This is a genomic window from Spirosoma jeollabukense (assembly GCF_054777855.1).
Genome location: NZ_BAAHAD010000001.1, coordinates 1,045,706 through 1,059,180 on the forward strand (window position 1 = coordinate 1,045,706; position 13,475 = coordinate 1,059,180).

General features: G+C 47.1%; 16 protein-coding genes. 5 read left to right on the forward strand and 11 right to left on the reverse strand.

Translation table 11 applies throughout. The features are described from left to right. Nucleotides 1-25 precede the first annotated feature (25 nt). Nucleotides 26-460 carry a cytochrome B gene (locus tag ACYVEA_RS04225; RefSeq protein WP_461112081.1) on the forward strand — a complete coding sequence of 145 codons (435 nt, stop codon included), beginning with the start codon at nt 26-28 and terminating at the stop codon, nt 458-460. Nucleotides 461-755: 295 nt separating this feature from the next. After that, entirely contained in the window at nt 756-1,286 is a 531-nt protein-coding gene (locus ACYVEA_RS04230) for a C40 family peptidase (protein ID WP_461112082.1), read from the forward strand. Between the two features lie 62 nt (nt 1,287-1,348). On the opposite strand, the gene argB is transcribed toward ACYVEA_RS04230, so the two are convergent. From argB to ACYVEA_RS04285, 11 genes are all read right to left on the reverse strand, one after another. After that, on the reverse strand, nt 1,349-2,131 hold the full coding sequence (argB, locus tag ACYVEA_RS04235; protein ID WP_461112083.1) for an acetylglutamate kinase: 783 nt from the start codon (nt 2,129-2,131) through the stop codon (nt 1,349-1,351). 95 nt (nt 2,132-2,226) lie between these two features. Next, complete coding sequence (locus ACYVEA_RS04240) at nt 2,227-3,207, reverse strand: N-acetylornithine carbamoyltransferase (RefSeq protein WP_461112084.1); 981 nt, start codon at nt 3,205-3,207, stop codon at nt 2,227-2,229. Between the two features lie 40 nt (nt 3,208-3,247). Continuing rightward, nucleotides 3,248-3,541, reverse strand: coding sequence for a DUF5615 family PIN-like protein (locus ACYVEA_RS04245; protein ID WP_461112945.1), 294 nt, complete (start codon nt 3,539-3,541; stop codon nt 3,248-3,250). Nucleotides 3,542-3,593: 52 nt separating this feature from the next. Then, nucleotides 3,594-3,842, reverse strand: a complete 249-nt coding sequence (locus ACYVEA_RS04250; RefSeq protein ID WP_461112085.1) for a DUF433 domain-containing protein — start codon at nt 3,840-3,842, stop codon at nt 3,594-3,596. Between the two features lie 84 nt (nt 3,843-3,926). Beyond that, complete coding sequence (locus ACYVEA_RS04255; RefSeq protein WP_461112086.1) at nt 3,927-5,060, reverse strand: aspartate aminotransferase family protein; 1,134 nt, start codon at nt 5,058-5,060, stop codon at nt 3,927-3,929. A gap of 153 nt (nt 5,061-5,213) precedes the next feature. Then, nucleotides 5,214-5,933, reverse strand: coding sequence for an alpha/beta fold hydrolase (locus tag ACYVEA_RS04260; RefSeq protein WP_461112087.1), 720 nt, complete (start codon nt 5,931-5,933; stop codon nt 5,214-5,216). 23 nt (nt 5,934-5,956) lie between these two features. Continuing rightward, nucleotides 5,957-6,565, reverse strand: a complete 609-nt coding sequence (locus ACYVEA_RS04265; RefSeq protein WP_461112088.1) for a hypothetical protein — start codon at nt 6,563-6,565, stop codon at nt 5,957-5,959. 178 nt (nt 6,566-6,743) lie between these two features. Further along, complete coding sequence (locus ACYVEA_RS04270; protein WP_461112089.1) at nt 6,744-7,358, reverse strand: hypothetical protein; 615 nt, start codon at nt 7,356-7,358, stop codon at nt 6,744-6,746. A 175-nt stretch (nt 7,359-7,533) separates the two neighbouring features. Next, nucleotides 7,534-8,148 (reverse strand): hypothetical protein, encoded by a 615-nt coding sequence (locus ACYVEA_RS04275; protein ID WP_461112090.1) that lies wholly within the window; start codon nt 8,146-8,148, stop codon nt 7,534-7,536. A gap of 156 nt (nt 8,149-8,304) precedes the next feature. Continuing rightward, nucleotides 8,305-9,537, reverse strand: a complete 1,233-nt coding sequence (gene clpX / locus ACYVEA_RS04280; protein WP_461112091.1) for an ATP-dependent Clp protease ATP-binding subunit ClpX — start codon at nt 9,535-9,537, stop codon at nt 8,305-8,307. 289 nt (nt 9,538-9,826) lie between these two features. After that, nucleotides 9,827-10,501, reverse strand: a complete 675-nt coding sequence (locus ACYVEA_RS04285; protein WP_461112946.1) for a ClpP family protease — start codon at nt 10,499-10,501, stop codon at nt 9,827-9,829. A 134-nt stretch (nt 10,502-10,635) separates the two neighbouring features. On the opposite strand from ACYVEA_RS04285, the gene ACYVEA_RS04290 reads away from it, so the two are divergent. From ACYVEA_RS04290 to ACYVEA_RS04300, 3 genes are all read left to right on the forward strand, one after another. Beyond that, nucleotides 10,636-11,049: a helix-turn-helix domain-containing protein gene (locus tag ACYVEA_RS04290; protein WP_461112092.1), complete on the forward strand. Its 414-nt coding sequence runs from the start codon at nt 10,636-10,638 to the stop codon at nt 11,047-11,049. A 90-nt stretch (nt 11,050-11,139) separates the two neighbouring features. Beyond that, complete coding sequence (locus tag ACYVEA_RS04295) at nt 11,140-12,210, forward strand: M42 family metallopeptidase (protein ID WP_461112093.1); 1,071 nt, start codon at nt 11,140-11,142, stop codon at nt 12,208-12,210. A gap of 490 nt (nt 12,211-12,700) precedes the next feature. After that, nucleotides 12,701-13,432: a deiodinase-like protein gene (locus ACYVEA_RS04300; protein ID WP_461112094.1), complete on the forward strand. Its 732-nt coding sequence runs from the start codon at nt 12,701-12,703 to the stop codon at nt 13,430-13,432. Nucleotides 13,433-13,475 lie beyond the last annotated feature (43 nt).

Sequence of the window (13,475 nt, forward strand, 5' to 3'; positions counted from 1 at the left end):
GTCAATCAAAAAACGAACTTGACTCATGTATTCCGGATTAGTACACGCCCACTCGGGGCTTCGCTGGATAGCCCTTATTTTATTACTAGCTGCCGTTGTAACTGCCATTAGTAAGTGGCAGGGACGTAGTGGTTATACCGACGGTAACCGTAAACTCTACCTGTTTACCCTGATTTCAGTGCACACGCAGTTGATTCTGGGACTAATTCTACTATTTATAAGCCCGAAAGTCAATTTTAGCCTGATGAGCGACAAGCTATACCGCTTCTACAGTGTGGAGCACACAACCGGCATGCTGATCGCTATTGTGCTCATCACCATTGGTTACTCTCGTTCCAAACGCGCTTCCGATGCCGTCACCAAGCAGCGCCTGGTCGGAATATTCTACGGTTTAGGCTTATTGCTTATCCTAGCTTCCATTCCCTGGCCCTTCCGAATCGTCGGCGCGAACTGGTTTTAATTCATACGGATTACTTGTAATAAAGATCAATCAGCGGTCTTTCGGTGCTTAGGAAAAGCAGTGAGAGACCGCTGATTAGTTTAGACAAGCAGCTAACCTATCCGAAAGCAGCGCATTAAATTTCAAAAAAATAAACGCAAAATTTCAGTTTTTAGCTCACTTACCCTCAGTAACTTAGCCGTTTTGGCACGTAAAATTGTCATTAAAAGTGTAGAAACTTTTCCTCAAACAATAGGTAGTTCGGTCAATATTCAATACTTTTAAGAACGTAACTTGGATTTGACCCACTTCTATTATGAGAAAAATGCTCCTGGCAGTAGTTTGTACTGTCTCGTTTGGCATCGTTCAAGCACAAACCGTACCCACCGTAAAAGAAATATCAGAAGCCTCAGTAACTGAAACAAGTTTTTACGAAAGCATTCCCGTCGTTAAGGACATTATCAGCTTCGCCAAGGAGCACCTTTCAATTCGATACCGCTCTGGCGGCACAACAACACGAGGCTTCGATTGCTCGGGATTCACCCGATTCTGCTTCAAGCATTTTGGGGTCTCCCTCCCTCACTCCAGCGCTGCCCAGGGAAACGTTGGTGAAGCCGTTGCCAAAGACGAAGCGCAACCCGGCGACCTGATCCTGTTCAAAGGTCACGGGTCGGGCGGCAACCGGATTGGCCACGTTGGTTTGATTACAGAAGTTATTGGAGATAAAGTCAAATTTATTCATTCAGCCTGGAACGGGGGCGTTCGATACGATTACCTTCACGCTTCCTATTACCAACAACGGTTTATGGGCATCCGGCGTGTTGCTCACCTGCTGGCTGAAAAATAAGAGGAGCGGCTTGGGAGCCGCTTAACTTTCACGATACTGTACAAGAGCGACTGAAGGTCGCTTTATTTTTTTAAGGTTGTTCCAGCTCCCTGCTTAACGGCTTCAGCGACGTCATCAGCGTGGCAGATGATCACCTTCGCGACGCCATTATCCAGGGCCTTAAATGCATTGTCTAGTTTGGGAATCATGCCTTTGTTGATGGTTTCAGCGGTTTTGTAGTCGGCATAGAGGGACGGGTTGAGTTCATTGATAACGCTGTTGTCGTCGGTTGGGTCTTTCAGAACGCCCTTTTTTTCAAAGCAATAGATCAGCGTTACGTTGTTGTGCCGAACCATATCGACCGCAATCGCCGAAGCCATCGTATCGGCATTTGTGTTCAGCAAATCACCGCCACGGGTATACGTAATGGGCGCAAAAACGGGTGTTAAACTCTGCCGCAGAAAGAACTGAATCTGGCCAGAGTCTACTTCCTCAATATCACCAACCATACCATAATCAATATCTTTGACAGGGCGCTTTTTCGCCAGAACAGTACCACCATCGGCTCCAGTAAGCCCAATAGCATCAATATCCAGCGCCTGAAGCTTAGCTACGATCTGCTTATTGACCAAGCCACCATATACCATTGTCACCACATCGAGCATGGGCTGATCCGTAATACGTCGGCCGTCAACCATTTTGGTTTCAATACCTAATTTCTCCGCCACCTGCGTCGCTATTTTGCCGCCACCATGCACCAGCAGTTTAGGACCAACCAAGCTGGCAAAGGCTTTTAAAAAACGGTTCAGTGCCTCCGGATTATCGATGACATTGCCGCCAATTTTTATAACAGTCAGGTTATCCATTATTTTTTAAACACAGACGACAGAGATAAGCACGGAGTATACAGGGAAAAAATTCATCTCTGGGCGTTCCGTGCTAACCTCCGTCTCGCTGTACTTTACATTGTTTTTAAGATTTCCTTCAATACCGCCTGAGCCGACCATTCCCGGTTAGCGGCCTGTTCAATTACGAGCGACTGCGGACTATCCAATACTTCATCAGCCACTTTTAAATTACGGCGAACAGGCAGGCAGTGCATAAACTTACCGTTATTGGTCAAGCGTAGATCATCCATGGTTACAGCCCACGATGGGTCTTGCGTCAGTACCTGACCGTAGTGCGTATAGGACGACCAGTTTTTGCCGTAAATAAAATCGGCACCGGCAAAGGCTTCATCCTGATTATAGATCACACGGGCATTGCCCACAAATTCGGGGGCGAGTTCGTAGCCTTCCGGATGGGTCACTACAAACTCAACATGACCTGCCTTCGCACGGACATTCATCCATTCACAGAACGAATTGGCGACGGCCTGGGGCAGTGGTTTGAAATGGGGCAGCCAGGTTAGAACCACCTTTGGGCGAGCCGGCATCAATGGTGATTTTAACTGGGCTTCCTGAATCGTGATACAGTCGGCGAGCGATTGCAGCGGATGCCGCGTCGCCGATTCCAGATTAACGATGGGTACCCCAGCGTACCTGGCAAACTGGTGCATGACCTGCTCCCGATAATCTTTGTTCCGGTCCTTGAGTTCGGCAAACGCCCGAATCGCGATTATATCACAATAGCGGCCAATAACAGCGGCTGCTTCCCGGATGTGTTCCGCTTTGTCGCCGTTCATGATAACGCCTTCTTCCATTTCCAGCCCCCAACTATCCTGCCCGACACCAACGTTCAGTGTTATTACGTTCATGCCAAGGTTCTGGGCGGCTTTTTGAGTGCTCAAGCGCGTCCGCAGGCTGGAATTAAAGAAGATCAGGCCAATGGTTTTGTTTTTACCAAGGTGCTGATCAGCAAAGGGGTTGGCTTTGGCATCAAGGCCGGACTGAATTAACGCGTCGAGATTTGTGACGTCGGCAAGGGAGAGAAAATTGGTCATTATAATTTAAACGCAAAGGGCGCTAGAGATCATGGAATGGTTACTGAATTCTGCGTTGTCGTATTTTATCGTTTTCAACAACTGTATGCATATGCTCAAATTGGTACGCTCCCTTTAACAGATTCATCAAGATGTAGGCAGGTTCGTCAGCCGTAATATTTTGCAAACGAAAATAGACTACACCTGGTGGACGGTATCCAAACTTAAATATTAACGTACCATAATCACCATCAAACGTAAGGATAATCCGATCCTCGTTGATAGCATAATCCGTTACGTCTGTGTCTGCCACGCTAGGCATTTCATAGGCTATATGTTTGATGTCATACCTGATTCGAGCAAAATTCGGTAAGCGGTAATAGGGAAGTTTTCATCAGCGAGAAACTTCATGATGCTTGTCGAAAATTACTAGCGGGGAAGAAAACAAGATTATCTTTCATCGTAGCATGGATGTAAGCAAAAACCGCTTTCAAAGCTTCTTTGGTCAGACGTGGATAATTATCGAGCAAATCCTGTTCTGTCCAACCATCAGCCAACCGTTCGAGCAGGAATTCTACCGACAATCGTGTGCCTTTGATAGCAGGCTTCCCCATCAACACGTTTTCATCTGAGTGAATATAGTCTTGCCAGTTCATAGCAAAGTTGTTTTTAACAAAGATAACCAAACGTCAGTCTTTTTGCTGACCATAAATGGCCCGCATAGCCCGGTAGCACTTTAGTTACAATAAGACACTAACTTCTTTTCGCAATGCTTCCAGGAACTGATCGGCTTCGTCGATACCAATTGCCAGCGAAGGCAGCAATCGAATCGTGTTTTTCCCCGCTACACCCGTAAACTGCTTATGCTCGAACAGGAGCGTTTTACGGAGCGAATCGACAGGAAAATCATATTCAATCCCGATCATCAGGCCCCGGCCACGCAGCTCTTTGTAGCCGCCAATCTGCCCGATGCCGTTCATTAAGTAGTTGCCTATGTTGGTAGCATTTTCCATCAACCCTTCGTCTCGCATGATGTCCAGGACCGCAATGGCCGCCGTGCAGGCCAGATGGTTGCCGCCGAACGTAGTACCGAGCAAGCCGTAGCTGGCTTTGAACTTGGGAGAAATCAGAATGCCGCCAATGGGAAAGCCATTGCCCATGCCTTTCGCCATGGAAATGATATCGGCTTCGATACCGCTAAACTGGTGCGAGAAGAATTTTCCCGACCGACCGTATCCACACTGAACGCCATCCAGAATCAGGACCGTGCCGGTTTCGTCGCAACGCTGACGTAGCGTCTGCAAAAATTCATCCGTAGCTACCTGAATACCCCCCACGCCCTGAATGCCTTCGATGATTACAGCACAGGTTTCTGAAGTGATGCCAGCTCGGGCCGCTTCCGAATCGTTATAAGGAAGAAACGTAACGTGCTGATTATAATTGATTGGGGCAACGATAGATGGATTATCGGTAGCAGCAACGGCGCCGGCCGTACGGCCGTGGAAGCTCTTTTTGAACGCGACAACCTTCGTCCGGCCATTATGGAACGACGCCAGTTTCAGCGCATTTTCATTGGCTTCGGCTCCAGAGTTGCACAGAAATAATGCGTAATCAGGGTGGTCGGAAAGAGCGCCCAATTTATCCGCCAACTCCTGCTGCAATGGAATCTTAACCGAATTGGAGTAGAAGGAAATCTTATGCAACTGGTCAGTGAGGGCCTGTACGTATCGTGGATGCGTGTGCCCAACTGAAATCACGGCATGACCACCGTAGAGATCGAGATAGCGGGTGCCATTGACGTCCCACAGGTAGCTCCCCTGCGCGCGAACGGGTTCAATGTCGTATAGCGGATAAACGTTAAAAAGCTCAGCCATTGTCGTAACAGGATAATTCGGTCGGACAAGTTCGGCTCATCCGGCCTATTTTTAAAACAAGGTGCAAGTTTACGGATAATCAGTTGAAAATGGGCTTAAAACGTAAAAAGGAAGCGTATACGGCTTCCCTCTTTTAAATAACTGGCAATGAAATCAGTACTGAGCCATAAAAGTTCGAATGGCCTGCATGGCGGCTTCGGGTTGTTCAACCATACTCAGGTGCCCGGCGTTCTCAATGGGAAGCACCGTAATGTTGTCGGACAAGTCAGCCAGCTGCGCCGTTTTATCGAAAGGCATCAGTTGATCTTCGCGCCCCAACACCAATACGGTTGGAAACGTAGCCGTACGTAGCACATGCGTTCGATCTGGCCGACCAGCTATTGCTTCCACACCCGCAATAAGGGCATCGGCAGGCAAGTCCAGAAAACGGTCGATCAATACCTGCGTTTTTTCGGGAGGATACGTAGTAGCCACCATTTTCGGCAATTGCTTTTGAATAAATGGCGCCGTTCCCTGCGTCTTCAACTCGTCAATGGTTTGCCGACGTACCTCTTTACGCTTTTCATCATCAGCGGTCGCCGTAGAATGGAACAGCATCAATCCCTGAACCATCTCAGGATGTTGCTCGGCGAAGGCCAGCGCTATATAACCGCCCATCGAATGACCAACCAATACGACGTTTGAAATCTGTGCAGTTTGCAATCGAGCATACAAATCTTCAGCATAGGCTTCAATTGTCTTATGATTCGTTAGGCGGGCAAAATTAGGTTTTAGTACCTGAGCATCCGAAACCAAATCGGCGTAGATGCCATCCCAAATGGAAGCATCTACGCCGTGGCCATGGATGAGACAAAGAACGGGTAACTGACTCATTCCAAAAAAGTATGGGTGACTATTTATGCGTTAATGACGCCTAGCAAAATCAGTACCAAACCTACGATAAGACCGATAGCACCAATTACGGCCAGAACGCCACCGTTAGCTAGTAATAACAAGAGCAAACCGATAATTCCGATGATAATACCCAGGCGGATATTGCTATCCATCACTTTCGTTTGGTCGGGTGCTACGTGATTTTTTATTTTCTTGTCGATCTTTTTGAGCATCATCCGCTCCATCAGCGTCGATTTTTTCGCGGAAGCAACATTCGTCGTTACCGTCGCTTTATTGCTGGTGTTCGTCAACAGGTCATTCAGACGCGCCATGCGTTTAGTCAGCTTTTTGTTCGATGACAATTTGCTATCATTCCGAACATACGCTTCTACCTGACTCATGGCCTGCTTTGTCTGCGCAAGTTGCTCAGCTGGTGCAGCCACTGGCGCAGGCGTTTCTACTGTTGCTGGTTGACTGGTCTCAATCGGTGTTGTGGTGGCAACGGCTTCGGGCTGCGCTGTTTTAAACTGTTCACGAGCCGTTGGCTGGAAGTAGGCTACCGGACGGCTGCACGACGAAATAAGAGCTGTGCCCAGAAGAGCGACAAAAAGGTGCTTGGAAAGCGTTCTCATAGTATACGATATAATTAAAATTGAACAATTGAGACTCATCCACAACAACTACAACTTGATAGGTTTGTTATGATAAAAATGAAAAATAGATCAAAAGAGTCGAAATCTATACAAAATCCCATCCAGCCGAGTAAGTAGTTCGTCAGACAAGGAATTTATCAGGCATCAAAAACTTAATCTATAACAGGCCGAGTAAAAGGAGAACCGCACCGCCCAAAAGACCAATGAGCCCAATTGTTGTCGCTGTGCCGCTGCCAAAAATAAGCAGTAATAAGCCGACAATAACCAAGATGGCACCCAGTACCAGAAGCGGCTGGATTGCCATTGCGCGTTCAGGATTAGCGGGGGCAAGTTGCTTGTTGATTTTCTTATTTACCTTTTTGAGCATCATTCGCTCCAGCAGATTCATTTTCCTGGGTGCGCTCACCTCTGTAGGCGTCAGGCTCGCCTTAGCAGAAGCACTTGCCAGTAACGTCCGCACGCGATTCAGCCGTTTCTGAACTGTTTTGTTGTCGGCCAGTCTGCTGTCGTTGTGCACCAGCGCATCCATTTGATCCAGCGCCACATTCGCCTTGGCAACCTGTTCGGTTGGAGTAGCTATTGCAACGGGAGTCGTGGTTTCAACAATTGCAGGGGAAGGCGTTGCGACAATCTTAGCTGGCGCTGCTTTTGTGGACGTAGTGGCGAAATGTTCGCGGGCGCTGGGTTGGAAATAAGCCACCGGACGGCTGCATGAAGAAAGAATTGTGGTGCCTAGAATAGTGGCAAAAAAATAACGGGAAAATGTGTTCATACGAGAGAGTTTTTTTTAGGTAAACGATTGAGATTCACTCACAACAACTCCAGCGTTGTCGGTTTGTTGAGACAAAAGCTAAAAAAACAGATCAATCGAATTGGATAGTATGAAAAATCCCTGCCTAACCAGAAGAATTATCCGGCTAAACAGGGATTTTATTTGTATTACTACGTTATAATAATCCGATCAGGAGGATGACCGCACCTACCAGAACCGCGACAAGGCCAACCGTTGCCGCCGTGCCACTCGTCAGGATCAGCAGTAGCAACCCGATAATAACCAATACGGCACCAGCAGCCAATGTTCCGCTGTTAGCCATCGTTTTTTCAGGATTAGCGGGGGCAAGTTGCTTGTTGATTTTCTTATTCACCTTCTTGAGCATCATCCGCTCAACCAGATTCATTTTCCTGGGCGCGCTCACTTCCGTGGGGCTCAAGCTGGCTTTGGCCGAAGCACTTGCCAGTAACGTCCGCACCCGATTCAGTCGTTTCTGAACCGTTTTGTTGTCGGCCAGTTTGCTGTCGTTGCGCACCAGTGCATCCATTTGATCCAGCGCTTGAGTAGCTTTGGCGGTCTGTTCTACGGGGGCAACTGTGGCCGCAGGAGCTAACACTTCCGCAGCTACAGGGGCGGGTGTTTCGGCCGTGGCTACGGGTGCAGGCGTTGGTTGTGCAGTGGCGAAATGTTCGCGGGCGCTGGGCTGGAAATAAGCTACCGGACGGCTGCAGGCAGCAAACAGCGTAATCATTAACGCACTTCCCAGGAGATGATGGGTAATGTTCCTCATAACAAGAATGGTTATTTAATTGAGTGTAATAAATGAATTATCATCTAGGTAACTACGGAACGTTTCATTTGTTGACATGTATCAAAAAATAATCCTAAAAAGACAAACCCCGATTTCCGTCAAGAAATCGGGGTTTGTCTTTTTAGGATACGTTCACTAAGCGACCGAGCGTATTTGATGGGTACTGGATTTGCCAAATTTCTCGCGGGCATATTCCAGACTAACTGTAAGTTCTTTTACGCCCGTTTGTGAGGGCATCTCAAACATAGCATCAGTAATAATAGATTCGCAGATGGAACGCAATCCCCTTGCGCCAAGACCATACTGCAATGCCTGATCGACAATATAGTTCAGGGCGCTGGGGTCCCAGCGGAGTTTGATGTCTTCCATTTGGAAGAGCTTATCGTACTGCTTCGTGATGGCGTTTTTAGGCTCCGTCAAAATCTGCATCAACGCTGAACGGTCGAGTGGTTCAAGGTGCGTCAAAACGGGCAGTCGACCGATCAATTCAGGGATCAGGCCGAATGATTTTAGATCAAGTGCCGAAATATACCGCATCAGATGGCCTTTTTCGAGCATATCATTCAGTCGACGGTCGCCCGAGAACCCAATGGGCCGTGTGTTGATTCGCTTGGAAATATGTCGCTCAATGCCATCAAATGCTCCGCCACAGATGAACAGAATATTTTCGGTATTCAGCGCAATCAGCCGTTGGTCGGGGTGCTTGCGTCCACCCTGGGGTGGTACGTTCACGATCGACCCTTCGAGCAATTTCAGCAATGCCTGCTGAACGCCCTCGCCACTTACGTCGCGGGTGATGCTGGGATTATCGGATTTGCGGGCAATTTTATCAATCTCGTCAATATAGACGATGCCCCTTTCAGCTGCTTCGACATTGTAATCGGCGGCCTGCAACAGGCGCGTTAGAATGGTTTCAACGTCTTCGCCAACGTAGCCAGCCTCCGTAATGACGGTTGCATCGGCAATGCAGAAGGGCACTTCCAGTATCTTGGCAATGGATCGGGCCAGGTAGGTTTTGCCGGTGCCGGTTTCACCAACCATGATAATATTCGATTTTTCTATCGTAACATCATCGTCGGTTTTGGGCTGCATCAACCGTTTATAGTGGTTGTAGACGGCCACCGTAATTGATTTTTTGGCCTCATCCTGACCAATAACATACTGGTCGAGGTGTCGCTTCATATCAACGGGTTTGATGAGGTTAATCTTCACCTCCGTTGGTTCACTCTGCCGGGGGCGTGTTTCTTCCATCACCACCTGATGCCCCTGCTCAATGCAGTAGTTGCAGATATGTGCGTCGATACCTGACAGCAGCAGCGTTACTTCATTTTTGCGCCGTCCACAGAACGAGCAACTAATTTGTGGCATGAACGTTTGCAGGGTAAATGGGCTGGGGGTTAGTGGATCATAAGCGGGACTACGCCTACTTAATTTGTAAAACAGTTTGGTATAAATGCTGTCAAACCAATTTCAGCAAAAATAACCTCCTCAAACGAGTATGCGTTCTTGGCTCTCAACAAAGTTATCCATTGGTAAGTAAATAGCCAAGTGTTTGTATACGGATTTGCATAAATTCTAACGCTAGTCCTCAAACAAAAAGCGCGAGAATTACAGGTCGTAATTCTCGCGCTTTACTAACTAAGCGGCAGACAGTGGCTTATTTTTCCCGACGTAGTACGTCGTCGATCAAACCATACTCTTTTGCTTCTTCGGCGCGCATCCATTTGTCACGATCCGAATCTTTCTCAATTTGCTTAACGTCTTTGCCGGAATGGAAGGCCAGAATTTCGTATAATTCTTCGCGAAGTTTAACGATTTCACGGGCTGTAATTTCAATATCGACCGATTGTCCCTGTGCACCACCCGATGGCTGGTGAATCATAATGCGGGCATGCGGAAGCGCCGAACGCTTTCCGGCGGCACCGCCAGCCAGTAATACAGCACCCATCGAAGCAGCCAGGCTCGTGCAGACCGTCGCTACGTCGGGCCGGATGTGCTGCATGGTGTCATAGATACCCAGACCGGCATACACCGATCCACCAGGGCTATTCAGGTACATAACGATGTCCTTTTTCGGATCAGCCGATTCCAGGAACAGCATCTGGGCAATAATGATATTGGCAATATTATCGTCGACGGGCAATCCCATGAAGATAATCCGATCGGCCATTAACCGGGAGAATACATCTACCTCCCGGAAGTTCATAGGACGTTCTTCAATGACCGAACGGGTCATGTTCTCAACAGTGTGGTTTACGTAACCGTCCACGGTCAGACCGTTAAGCCCCATGTGGTGCACGGCATATTTGCGGAATTCTTTTTCGTTATTCATAATTGGGTTTACTCCTTTGATTTGAAAACCAATAACGGTTGGTGTAAGTTCGAGAATTGTTTCGTCACAAAATTGCGTTATCATTCCGAAAATTAGTATCGGTTTTGGTTTAGAATTTATCGTCGTTACTTGATATGAAGACATCCATCGAAGAAAAAATACGTCTTGAACGGCTCCAGCGTGGTTTATCGCAGGAAAATATGGCCGATCTGCTCAATTTGTCCACCACGGCCTACGGCGATATAGAACGCGGCAAAACGGATCTGACCCTCTCTCGGTTGACCCAGATTGCCAACGTACTGGGGATATCGCCCTTAACCCTGCTTAGCGACGAAGCCATTCCGGCACAGGTTGTTGAGCCAAAAACAAACGAATTAGTTAGTCATGAGCTTGAAACCCTCCGGCTACTGGTTGAAAAGCAGCAGATCGAATTAGATAAACTGCGGCTGGAGGCCGACTACTGGAAGCGCCAATACGATGAGCGCATTGCGATGGAACTGCTACGTTCGATGGGCGTCGAGCAAACCCGTGAGCGGATTGGGTTTTGATTTTTTACATTTACTTTCCTACTTGGAACGTGGCTGACATGATCAAGCTGGTTGTGGCATCCGCGTTCCAATGACAATTAGCTACCTAAAATGAACGAACACAGTAAAAGCTTCCTGTACAAATACCTTAATAATGCCTCCCCTACCGGCTTTGAATCGTCGGGGCAGCAGATTTGGCTGGATTACATTAAACCCTATACCGACGAGTACATCGTTGATACGTATGGTACCGCCGTTGGCGTGATCGGGCCGGGCAAAGACTATAAAGTCGTCATCGAAGCCCACTCCGATGAAATTTCGTGGTTTGTCAATTACATTTCCGACGATGGCTATCTCTACGTTCGGCGGAACGGTGGCTCCGATGCACTCATCGCCCCGTCGATGCGCGTCAATCTGCACACAAAAAAAGGCGTCGTGGAAGGTGTCTTTGGCTGGCCCGCTATCCACGTGCGCGACCTTGCCAAAGACACGGCGCCTAAAGTAACCGATCTGTTCATCGACGTAGGGGCGGCTACCAAACAGGAAGTCCTGGATATGGGCATTCACGTTGGCACCGTCTGCACGTTCGTTGATGGCCTGATGGAATTGAATCAGCGTTACTACGTGGGTCGGGCGCTAGACAACCGTGTGGGTGGATTCATGATCGCCGAAGTGGCCCGGCTTTTGAAAGAAAACAACGTAGCGCTGCCCTTTACGCTGTATGTCGTCAATGCGGTTCAGGAGGAGATTGGCCTGCGCGGTGCCGAAATGATTGCCCGTCGCCTGAAACCTGACTTGGCGATCTGTACCGACGTAACGCACGATACACAATCCCCAAAATACGACAAAAAAGAACAGGGCGATCTCAAATGTGGCGACGGCCCCGTGCTGTGCTATGGCCCGGCAGTACAAAACAACGTACTGGATTTCCTGATTGACGTAGCTGAGCAACAGAACATTGCGTTTCAGCGGCAGGCCGTCAGTCGCTCAACGGGTACGGACACAGATGCTTTCGCTTACGCTACGGAAGGCATTGCCTCAGCCCTGATTTCGCTGCCACTCAAGTATATGCACACGACTGTCGAAACCGTGCACATGGACGACGTACAGAACGTTATCAAGCTTATGTACGAAACATTGCTGGCCTTGAAGGGTAATGAAGATTTTCGCTATATAAAGTGAATTAGTGAGCTGGTCAGCAAAAATTATTTTTGCTGACCAGCTCACTATTGATATAAGTAATTCGCCTTACTAAACTATCGTAATCTACACTAAATAACTCATACGTATATAGAGATTCGTCAACCAGATTATTACCTGTTTCAGAGTAAAAAATAGTAGCTTCACACAGACACAAATAGCTTTCATAAAGGAAAACTACTTATCAGCTTATTTTAAAATTGGTAGCATAAATACTTATTTATCCATTTATTTTTTCGCTTTGTATAGTGGTGAGTATATACGCTTATTAGCCAATTCATTCATCGACTTAAGCACTATAAATCAATTAATTACACAGCTGTTTTTTTAAAGAGTTTTTAATCTCTCCACTAGATTATTCTCTATAATTTCACGCTGGGCACCAATAAAGTTAGTTAGCTTTTTTCTGGTGTCTATTAATCAATTGAAGTGAAAACTTTTCTTTTCTAAATTATTACCTGACGTTATATACATGAAGCAATTGAGCTACCTTTTCGGGTTGCTGTCAATAGCTACGTTAAGTTCTTGTCATACAAGCTATACGGCGCATAATAGTCATCAAGAACTCCCCAAAGACGTAACTAAAATCGACCTGCCTTTATCAGAGGGAATAAAAAATAACTACAAAGATTTTGCGAAACTCGGTTATCAGAAAGGAGATAAAATAAAAGACATCACTTTTCTGTCAACCGATGGCGCAAAATTTTCACTTTCAGGAATTCTGGAAAATAACAAACCGCTCCTGCTGGTTTCGGGTAGTTATACCTGCGACATAAGCCGTCTTAACATACCGGATATCAATGCCTTAACCGCGAGATACAGAGACAAAATAAATATCTATCTTGTTTATACGATTGATGCCCATCCGTCCGATACGATCAGTCCTTATTCAAAAAACAATCGAATAGAGATTGCTCCGGCAAATGTTAGAGATCACATTGAAGCGAAACAAGCCAAGACGTATGGTGAGCGAAAGTTACTCGCGAAGAGATGGCAACAGAAAAATGCGCTCCTCGCTCCTGTATTGATAGACAATCCAGCAAATGATTTCTGGTTAGCTTTTGGGCAAGCGCCCAACATGGCTTATTTGATTGAACCAGATGGAACGGTCTATTTTAAACAGGCCTGGTTTAAGTTTCCCAGCTTAGATGAGTCAATCAGAAGTTTGCTACACAATCAGCAGAAAAATAGTACCAGCCCTTAATACAGAATCTATTACCCGTCAACCTATGTGAATTCAGGATTTA

Excerpts from the sequence above, each read along its gene's own strand:
- ACYVEA_RS04225 (WP_461112081.1), top strand. The coding sequence starts at position 26 with ATGTATTCCGGATTAGTACACGCCCACTCGGGGCTTCGCTGGATAGCC.
- ACYVEA_RS04270 (WP_461112089.1), bottom strand. The coding sequence starts at position 7,358 with ATGAACACATTTTCCCGTTATTTTTTTGCCACTATTCTAGGCACCACA.
- clpX (WP_461112091.1), bottom strand. The coding sequence starts at position 9,537 with ATGCCACAAATTAGTTGCTCGTTCTGTGGACGGCGCAAAAATGAAGTA.
- ACYVEA_RS04290 (WP_461112092.1), top strand. The coding sequence starts at position 10,636 with ATGAAGACATCCATCGAAGAAAAAATACGTCTTGAACGGCTCCAGCGT.
- ACYVEA_RS04275 (WP_461112090.1), bottom strand. The coding sequence starts at position 8,148 with ATGAGGAACATTACCCATCATCTCCTGGGAAGTGCGTTAATGATTACG.
- ACYVEA_RS04230 (WP_461112082.1), top strand. The coding sequence starts at position 756 with ATGAGAAAAATGCTCCTGGCAGTAGTTTGTACTGTCTCGTTTGGCATC.
- ACYVEA_RS04255 (WP_461112086.1), bottom strand. The coding sequence starts at position 5,060 with ATGGCTGAGCTTTTTAACGTTTATCCGCTATACGACATTGAACCCGTT.
- ACYVEA_RS04265 (WP_461112088.1), bottom strand. The coding sequence starts at position 6,565 with ATGAGAACGCTTTCCAAGCACCTTTTTGTCGCTCTTCTGGGCACAGCT.
- ACYVEA_RS04300 (WP_461112094.1), top strand. The coding sequence starts at position 12,701 with ATGAAGCAATTGAGCTACCTTTTCGGGTTGCTGTCAATAGCTACGTTA.
- ACYVEA_RS04295 (WP_461112093.1), top strand. The coding sequence starts at position 11,140 with ATGAACGAACACAGTAAAAGCTTCCTGTACAAATACCTTAATAATGCC.
- ACYVEA_RS04260 (WP_461112087.1), bottom strand. The coding sequence starts at position 5,933 with ATGAGTCAGTTACCCGTTCTTTGTCTCATCCATGGCCACGGCGTAGAT.
- ACYVEA_RS04285 (WP_461112946.1), bottom strand. The coding sequence starts at position 10,501 with ATGAATAACGAAAAAGAATTCCGCAAATATGCCGTGCACCACATGGGG.
- ACYVEA_RS04240 (WP_461112084.1), bottom strand. The coding sequence starts at position 3,207 with ATGACCAATTTTCTCTCCCTTGCCGACGTCACAAATCTCGACGCGTTA.
- argB (WP_461112083.1), bottom strand. The coding sequence starts at position 2,131 with ATGGATAACCTGACTGTTATAAAAATTGGCGGCAATGTCATCGATAAT.
- ACYVEA_RS04250 (WP_461112085.1), bottom strand. The coding sequence starts at position 3,842 with ATGAACTGGCAAGACTATATTCACTCAGATGAAAACGTGTTGATGGGG.